Origin of the sequence: Demequina aurantiaca, assembly GCF_050598105.1 — a bacterium.
Taxonomy (GTDB): domain Bacteria; phylum Actinomycetota; class Actinomycetes; order Actinomycetales; family Demequinaceae; genus Demequina; species Demequina aurantiaca_A.
In genome coordinates this window covers 1,783,026-1,798,346 of the sequence record NZ_CP192436.1, presented here as the reverse complement: position 1 = coordinate 1,798,346, position 15,321 = coordinate 1,783,026, and the positions used below count along the sequence as shown (strand labels likewise).

The 15,321-nt window shown below is 66.0% G+C and carries 14 protein-coding genes; 9 read left to right on the top strand and 5 right to left on the bottom strand.

The window, feature by feature from the left end; all coding sequences use genetic code 11:
* Positions 1-36: 36 nt before the first annotated feature.
* The 3 genes from hflX (at position 37) to ACQU6B_RS08100 (ending at position 3,759) form a co-directional block, all read left to right on the top strand.
* A complete protein-coding gene (hflX, locus tag ACQU6B_RS08110) occupies positions 37-1,524 on the top strand; it encodes a GTPase HflX (RefSeq protein WP_430867042.1) in 1,488 nt (495 codons plus the stop codon).
* Positions 1,521-3,455: an ATP-dependent DNA helicase gene (locus ACQU6B_RS08105; RefSeq protein WP_430867041.1), complete on the top strand. Its 1,935-nt coding sequence runs from the start codon at positions 1,521-1,523 to the stop codon at positions 3,453-3,455. Before hflX ends, ACQU6B_RS08105 begins: the two co-directional genes overlap by 4 nt.
* A 73-nt stretch (positions 3,456-3,528) precedes the next feature.
* Positions 3,529-3,759, top strand: coding sequence for a hypothetical protein (locus ACQU6B_RS08100; RefSeq protein WP_430867040.1), 231 nt, complete (start codon positions 3,529-3,531; stop codon positions 3,757-3,759).
* 70 nt (positions 3,760-3,829) lie between these two features.
* On the opposite strand, the gene lexA is transcribed toward ACQU6B_RS08100, so the two are convergent.
* Positions 3,830-4,546, bottom strand: a complete 717-nt coding sequence (gene lexA, locus ACQU6B_RS08095; protein WP_430867039.1) for a transcriptional repressor LexA — start codon at positions 4,544-4,546, stop codon at positions 3,830-3,832.
* A 204-nt stretch (positions 4,547-4,750) separates the two neighbouring features.
* On the opposite strand from lexA, the gene ACQU6B_RS08090 reads away from it, so the two are divergent.
* Both ACQU6B_RS08090 and nrdR read left to right on the top strand, forming a co-directional pair.
* Positions 4,751-5,062 carry a LysM peptidoglycan-binding domain-containing protein gene (locus tag ACQU6B_RS08090; RefSeq protein WP_430867038.1) on the top strand — a complete coding sequence of 104 codons (312 nt, stop codon included), beginning with the start codon at positions 4,751-4,753 and terminating at the stop codon, positions 5,060-5,062.
* Between the two features lie 223 nt (positions 5,063-5,285).
* Entirely contained in the window at positions 5,286-5,777 is a 492-nt protein-coding gene (gene nrdR, locus ACQU6B_RS08085) for a transcriptional regulator NrdR (RefSeq protein WP_430867037.1), read from the top strand.
* Here the strand turns inward: nrdR and ACQU6B_RS08080 are convergent.
* Together ACQU6B_RS08080 and serA are read right to left on the bottom strand one after the other, a co-directional pair.
* A complete protein-coding gene (locus ACQU6B_RS08080) occupies positions 5,740-7,890 on the bottom strand; it encodes a DEAD/DEAH box helicase (protein WP_430867036.1) in 2,151 nt (716 codons plus the stop codon). The two genes, nrdR and ACQU6B_RS08080, sit on opposite strands and share 38 nt — an antisense overlap.
* Before the next feature lie 143 nt (positions 7,891-8,033).
* Complete coding sequence (gene serA, locus ACQU6B_RS08075; protein WP_430867035.1) at positions 8,034-9,272, bottom strand: phosphoglycerate dehydrogenase; 1,239 nt, start codon at positions 9,270-9,272, stop codon at positions 8,034-8,036.
* A gap of 25 nt (positions 9,273-9,297) precedes the next feature.
* On the opposite strand from serA, the gene ACQU6B_RS08070 reads away from it, so the two are divergent.
* Positions 9,298-10,101 carry a matrixin family metalloprotease gene (locus ACQU6B_RS08070; RefSeq protein ID WP_430867034.1) on the top strand — a complete coding sequence of 268 codons (804 nt, stop codon included), beginning with the start codon at positions 9,298-9,300 and terminating at the stop codon, positions 10,099-10,101.
* A gap of 6 nt (positions 10,102-10,107) precedes the next feature.
* Here the strand turns inward: ACQU6B_RS08070 and ACQU6B_RS08065 are convergent, their stop codons facing one another.
* The gene (locus ACQU6B_RS08065; protein ID WP_430867033.1) at positions 10,108-12,306 is read right to left on the bottom strand and encodes a HelD family protein; all 2,199 of its coding nucleotides are present in this window, start codon (positions 12,304-12,306) and stop codon (positions 10,108-10,110) included.
* A 223-nt stretch (positions 12,307-12,529) separates the two neighbouring features.
* Between ACQU6B_RS08065 and ACQU6B_RS08060 the strand changes: the two genes are divergently transcribed.
* Both ACQU6B_RS08060 and ACQU6B_RS08055 read left to right on the top strand, forming a co-directional pair.
* Positions 12,530-13,456 carry a PAC2 family protein gene (locus ACQU6B_RS08060; protein ID WP_430867032.1) on the top strand — a complete coding sequence of 309 codons (927 nt, stop codon included), beginning with the start codon at positions 12,530-12,532 and terminating at the stop codon, positions 13,454-13,456.
* Positions 13,457-13,598: 142 nt separating this feature from the next.
* Complete coding sequence (locus ACQU6B_RS08055) at positions 13,599-13,802, top strand: cold-shock protein (protein WP_061964501.1); 204 nt, start codon at positions 13,599-13,601, stop codon at positions 13,800-13,802.
* A gap of 206 nt (positions 13,803-14,008) precedes the next feature.
* Here the strand turns inward: ACQU6B_RS08055 and ACQU6B_RS08050 are convergent, their stop codons facing one another.
* Positions 14,009-14,782: a spermidine synthase gene (locus tag ACQU6B_RS08050; protein ID WP_430867031.1), complete on the bottom strand. Its 774-nt coding sequence runs from the start codon at positions 14,780-14,782 to the stop codon at positions 14,009-14,011.
* Between the two features lie 140 nt (positions 14,783-14,922).
* Here ACQU6B_RS08050 and ACQU6B_RS08045 point away from each other — a divergent pair, with 140 nt between their 5' ends.
* Entirely contained in the window at positions 14,923-15,318 is a 396-nt protein-coding gene (locus tag ACQU6B_RS08045; RefSeq protein ID WP_430867030.1) for a DUF3040 domain-containing protein, read from the top strand.
* The last annotated feature ends 3 nt before the right edge of the window (positions 15,319-15,321 follow it).

The window sequence follows — 15,321 nt, the reverse complement described above, 5'->3', positions numbered from 1 at the left end:
CCGCGCGGCGCGCCGAGGTGCGACAATGGGGGGAGTATGAGCGAACCCCACGAGTCCGAACTGCCCGAGCCCTCCCGCGCCGATGCGGTCATCAGCCGCGTGCTCTCGCGCGAGGGCACCGCCGTCAGCGCCGGGGGAACCGCGCGCACCGACTACGACGGCGACCAGTTGGATCGCGAGGAACGCGCCGCGCTGAGGCGCGTCGACGGCCTCAGCACCGAGTTGGAAGACATCAGCGAGGTCGAGTACCGCAAGCTGCGGCTCGAGCGGGTGGTGCTGGTTGGCCAGTACGTGCGCGACCTCGAGGACGCGGAGGTTGGCTTGCGCGAGCTTTCCGCGCTTGCCGAGACCGCAGGATCAAAGGTGCTGGACGGGGTCCTGCAGCGCAGGCCACACCCGGACCCGGCGACGTACATCGGCAAGGGCAAGGCCCTCGAAGTCAAGGCCATAGTCGCCGAGGTCGGGGCGGACACGGTGGTTGTCAACGACGAGTTGGCGCCCAGCCAGCGCCGCGCGCTCGAGGACGTGGTCAAGGTCAAGGTGATCGATCGCACGGGCCTCATCCTGGACATCTTCGCGCAGCACGCGAAGTCCAAGGAGGGCAAGGCTCAAGTCGAGCTCGCGCAGCTCGAGTACCTGCTGCCGCGCCTGCGCGGCTGGGGTGACTCGATGTCCCGCCAGGCCGGTGGCCAGGTGGGTGGAGCGGCCGCTGGAATGGGATCCCGCGGCCCCGGCGAGACCAAGATTGAGCTGGATCGGCGTCGCATCCACACCCGCATGGCCATCCTTCGCCGTCAGATCAAGGCGATGGCCCCTGCCCGGGAGGTCCGCCGGGATCGCCGCCTCGCGCTCCCGAACGTGGCGATCGTTGGCTACACGAACGCCGGGAAGTCCTCGCTACTGAACCGGCTCACAGGCGCGGGCGTGCTGGTGGAGAACTCGCTGTTCGCGACCCTCGACCCCACCGTGCGCCGCTCCCAGACTCCTGACGGCCGCGAATTCACGGTATCCGACACGGTCGGATTCGTGCGCAATCTTCCGCACCAACTCGTAGCGGCCTTCTCCTCGACGCTCGAGGAAGCCGCCAACGCGGACCTGATCCTGCACATCGTGGACGCAGCCCACCCCGACCCAGAGGGGCAGATCACAGCCGTCCATACTGTGTTGGCTGACGTCCCCGGTGCTTCGGACGTGCGCGAGATTCTGGTCCTCAATAAGACCGACATCGCCGACCCCGAGACGTTGATGCGTCTGCGCGCTCGCCGCGACCAGACCATCGAGGTGTCCGCCATGACCGGCGCGGGCATCACCGAGCTGATGGCAGCGTTGGCCGAGGCGCTTCCGCGTCCGTCCATCCGTATCGACGTGACCGTTCCCTACACTCGCGGAGACCTCGTGAGCGAGGTACATCAGCACGGCGAGGTTCTGGTCGAGCGCCACGATCCCGACGGGACCTGGATCGAGGCGCTGGTCGACGAGTCGCTAGCGGCGCGCCTGCGTGCCGCGGTTGCCACGCCGGCGTGAGTGACGACGTCACGGCGCTTCTCGCCAAGGCGATAGCGGCGCTCGGGGGTCAGGAGAGGGACGGCCAGCGCGACATGGCGCTGGCGGTCGATGCCGCTATTACCTCGCGGGAACACGCGCTCATTCAGGCGGGCACCGGTACAGGTAAGTCAGTGGGCTACCTGGTTCCTGCGGTGGCCCACGCGGTACGCCAGAAGAAGCGTGTGATCGTCTCTACCGCCACCCTTGCGCTGCAGCGTCAGGTGTTCACCAAAGACCTTCCGCAGGTAGCCGATGCTTTGGCCGAGGACCTCGGCGAGCGACCGCGCCTCGCCCTGTTCAAGGGCCGCAGCAACTACCTGTGCGTCCACAAGATGGCGGGCGGCTACCCGGAGCCCGATGACGACATGCTTCCCATCCTCTCTGGCCCGACCAGCGAACTGGGCAAGCAGGTGGCGCGCATCAACGAGTGGGCCGACGAGACCGAGACGGGGGACCGCGACGACCTTATCCCCGGCGTGCCGGGCAGGGCGTGGGCTCAGGTCAGTGTCTCCGGCAGGGAGTGCCTCGAGAAGAAGTGCCCCATGATCGACGAGTGCTTCTCGCAGAAGGCCAGGGACGAGGCATCCAAGGCGCACGTAGTGGTCACCAATCACGCGGTGCTCGGGGTGCAGGCCACGAGTCACGACATGCTGGGCGACCACGATGTGCTCATCGTCGATGAGGCCCATGAACTAGTGCAGCGCATCACGTCGTCCGCGACGCGCGAGCTCACGGTGGCATCGGTGGACCGCGCGGCCCGCTCAGCGCGGCGTTGCGGAGTCACCACGGAGAACCTAGACGCGGCGGCGAGGCGGTTGGACGGCGCGCTCGGCGATGCGGAGAACGGGCGTCTACGCCTGGGCCTGCCAGACTCGCTGGCCGAGGCGGTAGAACTGATTCGCGGTGCCTCACGCGCCGCCCTGACGGAGGTCGGCAAGGTGACCGAACGTGCCGGCGCGGCCGCCAAGATTGCCTCAGCCGCGCTCACCGAGGTCTTTGACGTGTGTGAGGAGCTACAGGGCGAGCACGGCAAGTACGTGATCTGGCTCGCGCCTGCCGACGGTGACTACGAGGCTCCGCGTCCGTCGCGGATTGTTGCGGCCCCCCTGGACGTGGCGGGACTGATCAAGGGCAGTCTGCTCGAGGGCAAGGCGACAATATTCACCTCCGCGACACTCGCGCTGGGGGGAAAGTTCGACGCGATGGCGCGCCACCTGGGGCTTGACGGACCCACCTCGATGGATGCCGGAAGTCCTTTCGACTATTCGAAGTCGGGGATCCTCTACGTCGCGTCTGAACTTCCGCGCCCAGGTCCCGGCGGTATCTCTGCCGAGGCGCTTGACGAGATGGAGTCGCTCATCCGCGCGGCGGGCGGCCGGACCCTCGGGCTGTTCTCATCGCACAAGGCGGCGTTGGCGGCCGCGGAGGCGATGCGCGAGCGACTCGATGTGCCCATCCTGTACCAACTTGACGACCAAGTGTCGACACTCGTCGAGCAGTTCAAAGCCGACCCGCGGGCGTGTTTGTTCGGGTCGACGTCGCTGTGGCAGGGGATCGATGTGCCGGGGCCGTCGTCGTCGCTCGTCATCATCGACCGCATTCCCTTCCCGCGGCCAGACGACCCCATCTCTCAGGCCCGCACCGAAGAGGTCGGTAAGCGGGGCGGAAACGGCTTCATGGCCGTGTCCGCCACATCGGCCGCGCTGCTGATGGCGCAGGGCGCTGGACGGCTTATCCGGGGAACGGGGGACAGGGGAGTGGTCGCTGTCCTCGACTCTCGCCTGGCGACAGCGCGCTATGGGGGCTTCCTCGCCAAGTCAATGCCACCGCTGTGGCCCACCAACGACAAGGCGAAGGTGCTCGAGGCCCTCCGCAGGTTGGATGCCGCGGCAACGGCGGACGGCCTCTAACCTCGCGGCGCACGCCCGCCGCCTGAACCCGTACGCTTGAGTTCGAGCAAAAAGCCTTCAAGGAGCTGACACGATGACCGATAACGAGCCGTCCGAGGATTTCGTGAGGGGCCAGATGGCCGAGCGGGAACGCTTTGCCGAGTACCTCGAACACTTCATGGGGACCAGTCGCGAGATGGCAGACAACGCCACGACGGACGAATCCAGGGTCTATCAGACCACCATCGCGAACGCGATGCAGGCCATGCGCCGCGCCATCAACGGCGGCTTCCACTGGCAGGACGGCTGGCGCGCGGGAAAGTAGACCGGCAGCGGCTACCCGGCTACCTCGCTACCCGGCTACCTCGCTACCCGGCGGACGCTGTGGGCGGCGCCTAGAGGCGACGCATCACCGACACGACCTTGCCCATGATGGTCGCGTGGTCGCCGTCGATGGGCGTGTATGCGGGGTTGTGGGGCATCAGCCACACGTGGCCGTCGCGCTGCCGGAAAGTCTTGACGGTCGCTTCGTCGTCGAGCAGGGCCGCGACGATGTCGCCGTTCTCACACGTGCTCTGCTTGCGAACGACCACCCAGTCGCCGTCGCAAATGGCGGCATCGATCATCGAGTCACCCGAAACTTTCAGCATGAACAGGTCCCCGTGGCCGGTGAGCTGGGTGGGCAACGTAAAGATGTCCTCAACCGCCTGGTCCGCGAGGATGGGGCCACCGGCCGCGATCCGGCCAACGAGCGGCACGCTCGAGACGTTCTCATCGGCTGAGGCGATAGACGCTGAGGTCGCGGTGATCGACGGTTCCTCGGCCTCGGCGCTGGGCATCACCACTTCCATCGCGCGCGGTCGGTTGGGGTCGCGGCGAAGGTAGCCCTTCTCCTGCAGCGTGCGCAGCTGGTGCGTCACCGACGAGGTGGACGTCAGGCCGACGGCCTCGCCAATCTCGCGCATGCTCGGCGGGTATCCGCGATCCGCCACCGCGTCGCGGATGTGCTCCAGTATCTGACGCTGGCGCTCCGTGAGCGAGTTGCGGCCGCCCAGGTCGGGGAACTGATGAATGGTCGCGCCGCCGTCAGTGCGGTTCACGTCGTCAGCCATGAGAAATCCCCTTGCGTCTTGTCCTTCAGGTGCACCGCGTAGTCCCGGTCAATGTCAGACCCGCGTGATGCTCTTGTCTTAAGACGGTAGGGCACGTTGAGCATAAAATCAAACAAATGTTCGAGCGTGTCTTGCTATTTGTCAGTGTCGAGTGCTAGAAATAGAACACACGTTCGACGAACACCTGTTCGACTGGAGGAAGTCATGAAGATCTACGCACCTAACAATCCCGCAGCCCGAGCGAAGCGTGCCGGCTTCGTCGTCGTGTTGCTAGCGATGGCGGTAGTCGTGGGACCTCAGGCCTTCGCCAACAGTTCTGCTGATGACGCTTCGGCCGTAGTTAACGCGGACACCTACACGGTGATGCCGGGTGACACGCTATGGGTGATCGCCAATTCGATCACACCCTCCGGCGACGACGTACGTGAGACGGTAGGAGCGATCCAGCGGCTCAACGTAATGGAGTCCTCCGCGTTGCGAGCGGGCGAGGAACTTCTGCTACCGGCTCAGGTCTAGCAATCCGGCTCAAGTAGTCCCGTCCGGGTTCAGTAGTCCAGGTAGCGCAGCCGTGGTCGAGCACCCCAGGTAGTGCAGTCCCGGTAGAGCCGATCAATCGGCAGCTCTCGCCAATCGCACGTGGCCGTCCTCACGCACTGAGGTGGCCCGGGCTGACGATTGGGTCGCGTCGGCGCCGGGCACCTGTTCGTAGGTCCTATGCCTGACGTGGGATAATGCGGGTATGCACTGTCCTTTCTGCCGTCACACCGATTCCAAGGTCGTCGACTCGCGCACCTCTGACGACGGCGCTTCAATTCGCCGGCGCCGCGAGTGCCCGTCCTGCGGTCGCCGCTTCACCACCGTCGAGACCGCGAGTCTGTCCGTGCTCAAGCGTGCTGGAGTCTCGGAGCCGTTTAGTCGCGAGAAGATCATGTCGGGCGTCAAGAAGGCCTGCCAGGGGCGCCCGGTCAGCGAGGACGACCTAGCGCAGTTGGCGCAGAAGGTAGAAGAGACCATCCGCGGCAACGGTCAAGCGGAGATCAACGCCCTCGACATCGGCCTCGCGATCCTTCCGCCGCTGCGGGAGCTCGACGAAATCGCGTACCTACGGTTCGCGAGCGTCTATCAGGCGTTCGAGACGCTCGACGACTTCGACGCGGCGATTGCTCGCCTACGCGCCGAAGACGCCGAGTCGGCTACTTCTTCTTCGGACGAGGCTTCCCGCTCCGATTAGACTTTTTGGGCGACTTCTTGCCCTTGCCAGGAGTGTCGTTGTAGCTGCCGTACTTGGGCTTGCCGCTCGAAGGCTTGTCTCCTGAACGGTCCGGACCCGAGCTCTTGGAGTCATAGGACCGCTTGGGTCCACCCGAAGAGCGCTCGTCACGGCCAGCGGGCTTACCTGAGCGGTCGTCACGCTGGTACGGCTTGCGATCGTACGACTTGCGGTCGTCGCGGCCACCCGTGGGCTTGGAGTCCTTGCTCCATGAGGACTTGGCGGGCCTGTCGTCACGGGAGTACGAGCTCGATGGGCGGTCGTCGCGCTGGTACGGCTTGCGGTCGTAGGACTGACGGTCGTCGCGGCCGGTCTCGGGGCGCGACCGTTCGTCGCGCTGGTACGGCTTGCGATCGTACGACTTGCGGTCGTCGCGGCTACCCGTGGGCTTGGAGTCCTTGCTCCATGAGGACTTCGCGGGCCTGTCGTCGCGAGAAGACGAGCCCGAGGAGCGGTCGTCCCGCTGGTACGGCTTGCGGTCGTACGACTTACGGTCGTCACGGCTACCCGTGGGCTTGGAGTCCTTGCTCCATGAGGACTTCGCGGGGCGGGCGTCGCGAGAGGTCGAGCCCGAGGAGCGGTCGTCACGCTGGTACGGCTTGCGGTCGTAGGACTTACGGTCGTCACGGCCGGTCTCGGGGCGCGACCGCTCGTCGCGCTGGTAAGGCTTGCGGTCGTACGACTTGCGCTCATCCCGCTGGTACGGCTTGCGGTCGTCAGAGTTGCGCGCGGGCTGCGATTGCGTGGGCGCGGACTGGGGGGCCGATGAGCGTGCGGTCAGCTCCTGCTCGCGCATGCTTAGGCGACGCTCGCGCTCCGCCAGGTCACGTTCCTTGCGGGCCAGGTCGTCTCGGGCACGCGACGCGCCGCTGTCCTCGCGGCGGGAATCCCACCGTCCGCCGTCTGACATGTTCTTGCTGGGGCGGCGCGGGCCGTCGTTGCGACCGCGTGAGCCACCGCCGCGCTCGGGGCGGCCGCGGCCGCTAGCCGAGCGGGGAACGCGTGGTTCGGGTACAGGAATTCCGCTGGGCTCGTGGCCGCCGGTGAGCATGTCGACCATCGCCATCGACTCGCTGTCGTCGCCGCGAATCTTGCGGAACAGGGGCTCGATGCCCGCGTTCTCGAACAGCCTGTCCACGGTCTTGCGCTGGTGCGGAAGCACCAGGGTGACGACCATGCCGGCGTGCCCGGCGCGTGCGGTGCGGCCGGCGCGGTGCGTGTAGTCCTTGTGATCCGCGGGCGGGTCGATCTGCATGACCAGGTCTACAGCGTCAACGTGGATTCCGCGTGCGGCGACGTCGGTCGCTACGAGGACCGGAACGGTCCCCGCGCGGAAGCCGCTAATGGCCGTATTGCGCTCCGCCTGCGACTTGTCGCCGTGCAGCGCGATGGCGTTGACGCCGGCTTCGCGCATCTGGCCGGCGATGCGGTCGCAGCCCAGTTTGGTGCGGACGAAGACGATCGTGCGGCCCTCGCGGGAGACGATGCGGTTCGCGATCTGGTACTTAAGGTGCGGGGGCACGTTGAGGCCAACGTGCGTCATGGAGGAGGACGCGTCGTCGCCATCCGTGACGTCGTGAAGGATGGGGTCGCTCATGTAGTCACGAACGAGCTTGTCGACGTCGCCGTCGAGGGTGGCCGAGAACAGCAGTCGCTGCCCGCCCTTGGGGACGCGGGCGAGGATCTCGGTGATCTCCTCCATGAAGCCCATGTCTGCCATGTGGTCAGCCTCGTCGAGCACGACGAGTGAGACGTCCGACAGGTCGGCGTCGCCTCGGCGGACTAGGTCGGCCAGGCGCCCGGGGGTTGCTACCACCATGTGGACTCCGCGCTCGAGCGCGTAGACCTGCTTGGACATCGAGAGCCCGCCCGCGATCAAGCGCAGGGAGACGTGCATGGAGTGCGCGTAAGGCTCGAGCGCGTCGTTGACCTGCATCGCGAGTTCGCGCGTCGGCACCAAGACGATGGCGCGAGGCTTGTTGGCCTCGGGGCGTCCGGTCTCGGCGAGACGGACGATGGCAGGCAGGCCGAAGCCGAGCGTCTTGCCCGAGCCAGTGCGCGCCTTGCCCAGCACGTCGCGCCCGGCCAGGCCATCGGCGATGGTTGCGGCCTGAATCGGGAACGCGGTCTCGATCCCAGAGCGGGAGAGCTGCTCTACGAGGGCGTCAGGTAGTCCGAGGTCGGCGAAGGCGACGGCTTTGGTTTGGTCGGTGTTTTTTATGAGAGAACTCGCAAGCGGACGGTGCCGGGCATGCCGGCAAGGGCGTCAAGCGCCCCCGTGTCGGTGCCTGCGGCGACGTCTGTGACGACGTATCCGAGGTCGCCACGTGTGGAAAGTACCTGGGCGTCGATGTTGACGTCGTGCTGCGCGAGCTCGTGGTTGACGGCCGCTAGTACACCAGGGATGTTGGAGTGGAGGTGGGCGATTCGGTAGGAACCGTTCACCTGCTCCAGTGACAGGTTGGGAAGGTTGACGCTAAGTGACGTCGAGCCGTTCTTTACGTAGTCGCGTAGTCGCGTCGACACAAAAATTCCGATGTCGCGCTGTGCCTCCTCCGTGGACCCGCCGATGTGGGGGGTCAGGATCACGTTGGGCAAGTTCTGTAGGGGAGTCACGAAGGGGTCCCCCTTCTTCTTGGGCTCCTCGGGGAAGACGTCGATGGCGGCACCGCCGACGTGGCCCGAGTTGAGGGCGTTGCGCAGCGCGTCGACGTCGACGTTGAACCCGCGCGAAAGGTTGAGGAACAGTGCCCCGCTCTTCATCGCGTTGATCTGGTCGCTTCCGAAGAAGCCCTGGTTGCCGGGGCGTCCGTCCACGTGCAGGGTGACGATGTCCGCCGTCTCGAGCAGCGACTCGAGCGTGGGCATGCGCGTGGCATTGCCCATCGCGAGCTTCTCAGCGCTATCGAAGAAGATGACGTTCATTCCGAGCGCCTCGGCGATCACAGAGAGCTGCGAGCCGATGTTTCCGTAGCCGACGATTCCGAGCGTGCGGCCACGGATCTCGTGCGCGCCGTCCGCGCTCTTGTTCCAGACGCCCTGGTGCATGAGTCGGTTGTGTTCCGGGAGGCGACGCGTCAACGAGATCATCTCGGAGACGGCCATCTCCACCACGGAGCGCGTGTTGGAGAACGGCGCGTTAAACGCCGCGATTCCCTTGCGCGCTGCAGCAGCAAGGTCGATCTGGTTGGTGCCGATGGAGAAGGCGCCGACCGCGATCAGCGAGGGCGATGCCTCGATCACCCGCTCTGTGAGTTGCGTCTTGGACCGCAGTCCGAGAAGTTCGACGCCGACGAGGGCTTCGATGAGTTCGTCTTCGTCCATCGCACCGCCGTGGTTTTCAACGTCGATGCCGGCGCCCCCGAGGATCTCGGTGGCTTTGGGATGAAGGTTTTCAAGTAGGAGTGCTCGCACAGGCCTGATTCTCTCGCACTTTTCCACTGTTTCCAACTCCATGGCCAGCACGTGGCAGGCTTGGGGTATGTCACGCGCCTCTCGCCTCGCTGTCCTTGTCACCTGCGGCGTGGCCGGGGCCCTTGTTTTTGCGAGCTGGCAGGACATCGGGATCGCGGACCTGCAGAACTTTGGCACCCCCCGAAACTCCTTGATCGAGGGGGAGGGTGAGGTCACGATTCCGCTCCCAGACGGTCCGGCCCAGCGTCGCAGCGCAGTGATCGTGCCGGACACGACCGGTTCGTACGACTTTCTTTTTCAGACTCCGGGGGAGGGCCCCGTCCGGTATGACCCGTGTCGGCCCATCTCTTGGGTGCTGGCGCCGGGAGGAATGCCGTCCGGCGCGGTTCCGCTGCTTCACGCCGCAGTCGACCGCGTGGCCTCGGCCACCGGAATGGAGTTCGTCTACGAGGGCACCACGAGCGAACCCGCGGACTTCGAACGCAACCTCATCCAGCCGCAGTACGGCGAGGGTTTCGCGCCCGTGATCGTGGGGTGGGCGACGGAGGATCAGAACCCCGATCTCGCGGATTCAGTCACCGGCGTGGGCGGATCGAGCGCCGTCAACGGCGCGTACGGCGATCAGCGGTACCTGCACTCCGGGGTCATCGTCCTCGACAGCGAGGACATGATCCGGCTGATCGACTCGCGAGGCGGGGAGGAACTCGCGCAAGCGATCGTCATGCATGAGTGGGGTCACGTGCTTGGCCTCGCTCACGTGTCGGACCCGGAGGAACTCATGAATGCGTCCAATTCCTCGGTGACCGAATGGGGCCCGGGCGACCTGGAGGGCCTGGCTATCGCGGGTTCCGGTCCCTGCGAGGACGTGTAGCGCGACCTAGAGTCCCGGGGGCAATGCTCCCGGGTGGACCACTTCCAGACGCTGAGTGGACCGCGTGAGCGCCACGTAGAGGTCTCCAGGACGCTCGGCTATGACGGCGGGGTCCACCACGACGACCACGTCGAACTCCAGTCCCTTGGCCCCGCGAGCGGAAACCACGGCGACGTCCTCGGCCCCGGCATCGGCCAGTTGGCGCGAGAGGTCGGCAAGACACTGCTCTGGGGCGATGACGGCCACCAGCCCGCCGCCCGTAGATCCGAGCCGACGTGCGTGGTCCGCCGCGATCCGCGTGGCAGCCGCGCTGGGCTCGGGGGTGTCGGTGAACGCGACCGCGTCGTCGAGATCACGAGCGGCAGTGAGGTGACTCACCGGCAGGCCGACGGCAGCGGCGAATGACTGGGCGACCTCCGCCACCGCGGCGGGAATCCGGTAGCTCACGGTCAGCTCGCGCAGGTTCCACGCGTCCTTGAATACCGGGTCCATGGTCTCGGGCCACCAGCGCGTCCCAGCGCTCGCGGTGGTCTGCGCGACGTCGCCCACAATGGTGAAGGAACGGGTCGGGCAACGCCTGAGCAGCATCCGCCACCCCATGGGGGAAATCTCCTGCGCCTCGTCCACGACGACGTGCCCGTAGGCCCAGGTGCGGTCATTGGCGGCGCGCTCGGCCACCGACATCCGGCCAGGCCCCGACTGCATGCGGGCGGCGAGCACCTCGGCATCGACTTTGATCATGCTGTCGGCGCCAAAGCTGTCGATGACGTCCCTGGCGTACTGGACCTCTTCCGCCGACGGAACGTCGTCGCGTGCACGCTTGGCGGCGTTGGGCATGTCGCCGAGTAGCTCGGCGGCCTCGTCGAGCAGGGGTACGTCGGCGTCGGTGAAGGGGGAGTCGGGTGCGCGAAGCAGTAGCGCGCGCTCGTCGGCGCTGAAGGACGGCGCCGCGTAGGCCAGCAGGTGCGGCTTGGCGAAGAGGTCGCGGAGTAGCTGCGTGGGGGAGACGGGGAGCCAGCACAGGTTGATGGCGACGCGGATGTTCTTGTCGTCGCGGACGTCGCGCTCGAACTCCGCCCGGTCGTCGTCGCCCAGCGAGTGGTCGAGCTGCTCCATGAGTTGCGTCGCCAGGCGGCCGAGCATGTCCTTGGCGAAGGTCTTGCGAGCCCGGTTGTGCGGCTTGCCGTCGCGGCGCGCTCGCAGTTGGGCGTCCTTCACGTCACCCCTGCGGATGATCACCGTGCGGCCGTCGATGCGGAACTCCTGGTCGGCGCGCGGAAGCCGCTGGCGCTCGCGGACCGCCATCCGAATGACCTCCGCCATCGCGGTCCTGCCCTTGAGGGACGCGATCGGGTCGCTTTCGATGGCTGAGGTATCGATGCCACGCACCAGGCCGCCCATGGTGGTGCTGACCGCGCCGGTCTCCCCGAGCGACGGCAGCACGTGGTCGATGTAGTTCAGGAACGAGCGTGAGGGCCCGATCAGCAAGACGCCGCGGCTCTCGAGTTGTTGGCGGTGGTGGTACAGCAGGTAGGCGGCGCGGTGAAGGGCCACTGCGGTCTTTCCCGTGCCGGGCCCTCCCTGGACGACGAGCGCGCCCTGCATCGGCGCGCGGATGACCTCGTCCTGCTCGGCTTGGATGGTCGCGACGATGTCGCCCATCCTGCCCGTCCTGCGCTCGCCGAGTGCCGCGAGCAACGCGCCCTCGCCGGCCAACGATGCGTCGGCGCCCGACTCGCGCAGGGCCTCCACGTCGAGGACGTCGTCCTCGATGGCGGTCACCACGCGGTGACGCGTAGTCAGGTGGCGTCGATTGACGACGGGTCCCGGGTTGGCCGCTGTCGCGGAGTAGAAGGCTCGGGCGGCGGGTGCGCGCCAGTCGGTGAGCAGCGGTGCATGCTCCTCGTCGGAGAGGCCGATGCGGCCCACGTAGAGATTTTCGCCGTCGCGCAGATCGAGGCGACCAAAGCACAGCCTGTCCTCGACGGCGTCCAGTTGCGCAATGCGATCCTCATACAGCGTGGCGAAGGAATCGCGTTCCGAGCGGTTCTGCGGCGAGCCGGAGGGGCCGGTGCGGCGGATCTCGGTGAGTCGTTCGCCTGCCTCGTCGCGCAGAGTGTCGACGCGGGCGTAAAGGACGTCGACGGCCGCCTGCTCACCTGCGAGTCCTCGTTGATCGACCGCAGTTGCGCTTTCCTCGTGCATGCTCACCCCTTGTGTTCCCGGCACTGTGCTCAACGACCACGTGCAAACCGACCGCATGTGTGTCGACACAACGTGCCCGTCGACGCTGTGCTCGCCAACACCGTTCTGGGCGAGACAGTTGTCCATTATCGCAAAGGTGGCCGGGCGCGCCGACCAGTGAGAGCGTCGTTCGCTCGCAGCGAGGACTGGCCCCGGCCGTGCATCGGCGTGAAAGGATGACCGTATGAATGACATACCTCTAGTGACGTGGGACCCGCAAGGCCTCGAGACTTGGGCGGCACGGTCATCACATGGCTCCGCCGTGCTGATGTACTCGCTGCGCGGCTTCATCGATGCCGGCCGGGCGGGCGCCATCGTGGCTGACCACGTGCTTGAACACAGCGACCCGGTGCGCGTCGCGACGTTCGATATGGACCAACTGCTCGACTACCGGTCCCGCCGTCCAGAGATGACGTTCTCGGTCAACCAGTGGACGGACTACGACGAGCCTCACCTTGAGCTTGACATGGTGACTGACGCGGAGGGCACCGCCTTCCTGCTGCTGCACGGCTTCGAGCCGGACGTGCAGTGGGAGCGCTACATCCGCGCGGTTCGCGAGATCGTCGAGAAGTTGGGCGTGGGACTCACCCTGGGGACTCACGGGGTCCCGATGGGCGCCCCCCACACTCGTCCCCTGACGGCCACGGTGCACGGCACTCGACAGGAGCTTCTTCCCGACGCGCCGAGCATCTTCGGCACCGTCGCGGTGCCCGCGTCGTCGCAAAATCTCATGGAATACCGTTTTGGGCAGTGGGATTTGGACGCGATCGGCGTCGCGGTGCACGTTCCGCATTACCTCGCGCAGAGTTCCTACCCCCAGGCCGCCCAGCGCGCCATGCGGTCCATTGAGGACGTGTCCGGGTTGGTGCTGTCGACCGGGGACCTGGACGACGCCGCGGCGGTCGCCACGGAGGAAATCAACAGGCAGATGGCCGATTCCGATGAAATTCAAGGACTCGTGCACCAGCTCGAAAGTCAGTATGACGCGCTCATAGAATCCCGCGAAGGAGTGATTCCGATGGACGGATCGCTGCCCTCTGCGGACGAGTTGGGAGCGGCATTTGAACAATTTCTTGAACAACAACGGCCAGATTCCCCCCCAAACTCATAAAACGTGCCACAATTAGGACGGTTGCAAGAACGTAGTGTGCGAAACCTGTCTGATCAAGGGCGTGGAACAAAGCATTACGGCGACAAGCAGGGGCACGGTGTCCTTGCTTCCCGTCTCCGGGCAGTACAGATAGGAAATACAAATGGCACAGGGTGCTGTGAAGTGGTTTAACGCCGAAAAGGGCTACGGATTTATCGCACAGGACGGCGGCGGCGCCGACGTTTTCGTGCACTACTCCGCGATCGTGACCGATGGTTACAAGTCCCTCGAAGAGGCGCAGCGCGTCGAGTTCGAGGTCACCGAGGGCCCCAAGGGTCCCCAGGCAGAGCAGGTTCGCCCCCTCTAGTCTTCTCAGACTTGGCAGTTGACGCGCGCTTGCGTTCGTCGCTTGCCTTCTGAACATAGGCCTCTGTAGTGACGGCGTACGCGCCGTGACTACGCGCGACAATGGTCGCTCTCCTTAGGGAGAGCGACCATTGTTGTTTCCGGCTGGTTCTCAGCCGGGCAGTTCTTAGCCGATGCGGATCATGAGGGCACGCCGCCCGGTCGCGTCTAGCGGTTCCAGCCGGCGTCTACCCCGGTAGGCAACGGAGCTGACGCGGCGTACCGACCGAGCGCCCCCGTGTCGATTGAGTCGCCCGCGACGAGGACCACGTTCCCGCGGCGTTTGCCCTTGAGGACCGCGTGCTCGGCGACCGCGACCACGTGCGAGAAATGTGCGCGCGCCGCCCGAGTGTCGTCCCGGCCCAGGATCGTGCCGGGCCTGGTGCCCACATTGGCGACGACGAGTCCGGACGGGCGCACGGCTCGCCTGGCCTGACGCCACCACTCGGCATCCGCGAGGTGGGGGGGTGTCGCGTCTCCGGCGAACGCGTCTCTTACCACCAGATCGAGGCTGTCGTCCCTGCGCGTTTCAAGTGCGGCGAGACCATCCTGGGTGCGGATCCGCAGGCGCGGAGCGCGCGGCAAGTCCCACCATTCACGCACCAACTCGGGCAGCGTGGTGTCGATGTCGACAGCGATGTGACCCGACTCGGGGTAAGCGTGCGCGAGGTAGCGGGGCAGCGAGCACGCCGCCGCACCAACGTGGAGCGCGAGCCAACGGCCCACGGGGTTCCAGGCGTCGACAGCCGCCGCCATGTGACGCATGTATTCGAAGTCCAGCACATCCATTTCGGGCCGCATGCTGGAACTGGGAACATTATTGACCCACACAGTCGTTGAACCATCAGACTCGTCACGCAATTCGACGGTGCCGGACCCAATCTTGATCGGGGTGCCCCGAGGGGTGTTCGGAGCGATGGAAACGGGTGCGTGGCGGGCCATGGCGTTCACTGTAGACCCGGTGGTCCGACACCCGGGGATCGCGTGAGCGTCGTTCGATGCGTGATGGGACTTAGCTGAGACTGGTCTCGGCACCAAAATGCAACTAGACTGGGCTGGACAGTAACCTAAAGGAGGTCACCGTGCCGCTTTCTGAATATGAGCAGCGCGTGCTCGAGCAGCTTGAGAACGACCTCGGCTCAGACCCGAAGTTGGGCCATGCTATGGCGCGCGGCCAGAAGTCCCGTGCTCACCTCACGTGGGCAGTGTTCGGGGTCGTAGCCGGCCTCGGCGTAGTGCTCGCAGGCGCAATGACGCAGATTACTGCGCTGGGTATCGCGGGCTTTGCTGTCATGCTTGCCGCCGCAATTTGGGGCATCACTGGAGGCAATACCGCATCGGCGGCCAAGAAGCGGGAGCCTAGGGCCAGCGACGCTGCTGGCCCCGCGCCCAAGCCGACGGCCACCAAAGACGGCAAGGGTTTCATGGGTCGTGTCGAGGAGCGTTTCGAGCGTCGTCGCGACGAGGGCAACCTCTAGTCA

Coding starts and splice junctions, on each gene's coding strand:
- hflX (WP_430867042.1), top strand. CDS start 37: ATGAGCGAACCCCACGAGTCCGAACTGCCCGAGCCCTCCCGCGCCGAT.
- ACQU6B_RS08100 (WP_430867040.1), top strand. CDS start 3,529: ATGACCGATAACGAGCCGTCCGAGGATTTCGTGAGGGGCCAGATGGCC.
- lexA (WP_430867039.1), bottom strand. CDS start 4,546: ATGGCTGACGACGTGAACCGCACTGACGGCGGCGCGACCATTCATCAG.
- ACQU6B_RS08090 (WP_430867038.1), top strand. CDS start 4,751: ATGAAGATCTACGCACCTAACAATCCCGCAGCCCGAGCGAAGCGTGCC.
- nrdR (WP_430867037.1), top strand. CDS start 5,286: ATGCACTGTCCTTTCTGCCGTCACACCGATTCCAAGGTCGTCGACTCG.
- serA (WP_430867035.1), bottom strand. CDS start 9,272: ATGGAGTTGGAAACAGTGGAAAAGTGCGAGAGAATCAGGCCTGTGCGA.
- ACQU6B_RS08070 (WP_430867034.1), top strand. CDS start 9,298: ATGTCACGCGCCTCTCGCCTCGCTGTCCTTGTCACCTGCGGCGTGGCC.
- ACQU6B_RS08065 (WP_430867033.1), bottom strand. CDS start 12,306: ATGCACGAGGAAAGCGCAACTGCGGTCGATCAACGAGGACTCGCAGGT.
- ACQU6B_RS08060 (WP_430867032.1), top strand. CDS start 12,530: ATGAATGACATACCTCTAGTGACGTGGGACCCGCAAGGCCTCGAGACT.
- ACQU6B_RS08055 (WP_061964501.1), top strand. CDS start 13,599: ATGGCACAGGGTGCTGTGAAGTGGTTTAACGCCGAAAAGGGCTACGGA.
- ACQU6B_RS08050 (WP_430867031.1), bottom strand. CDS start 14,782: ATGGCCCGCCACGCACCCGTTTCCATCGCTCCGAACACCCCTCGGGGC.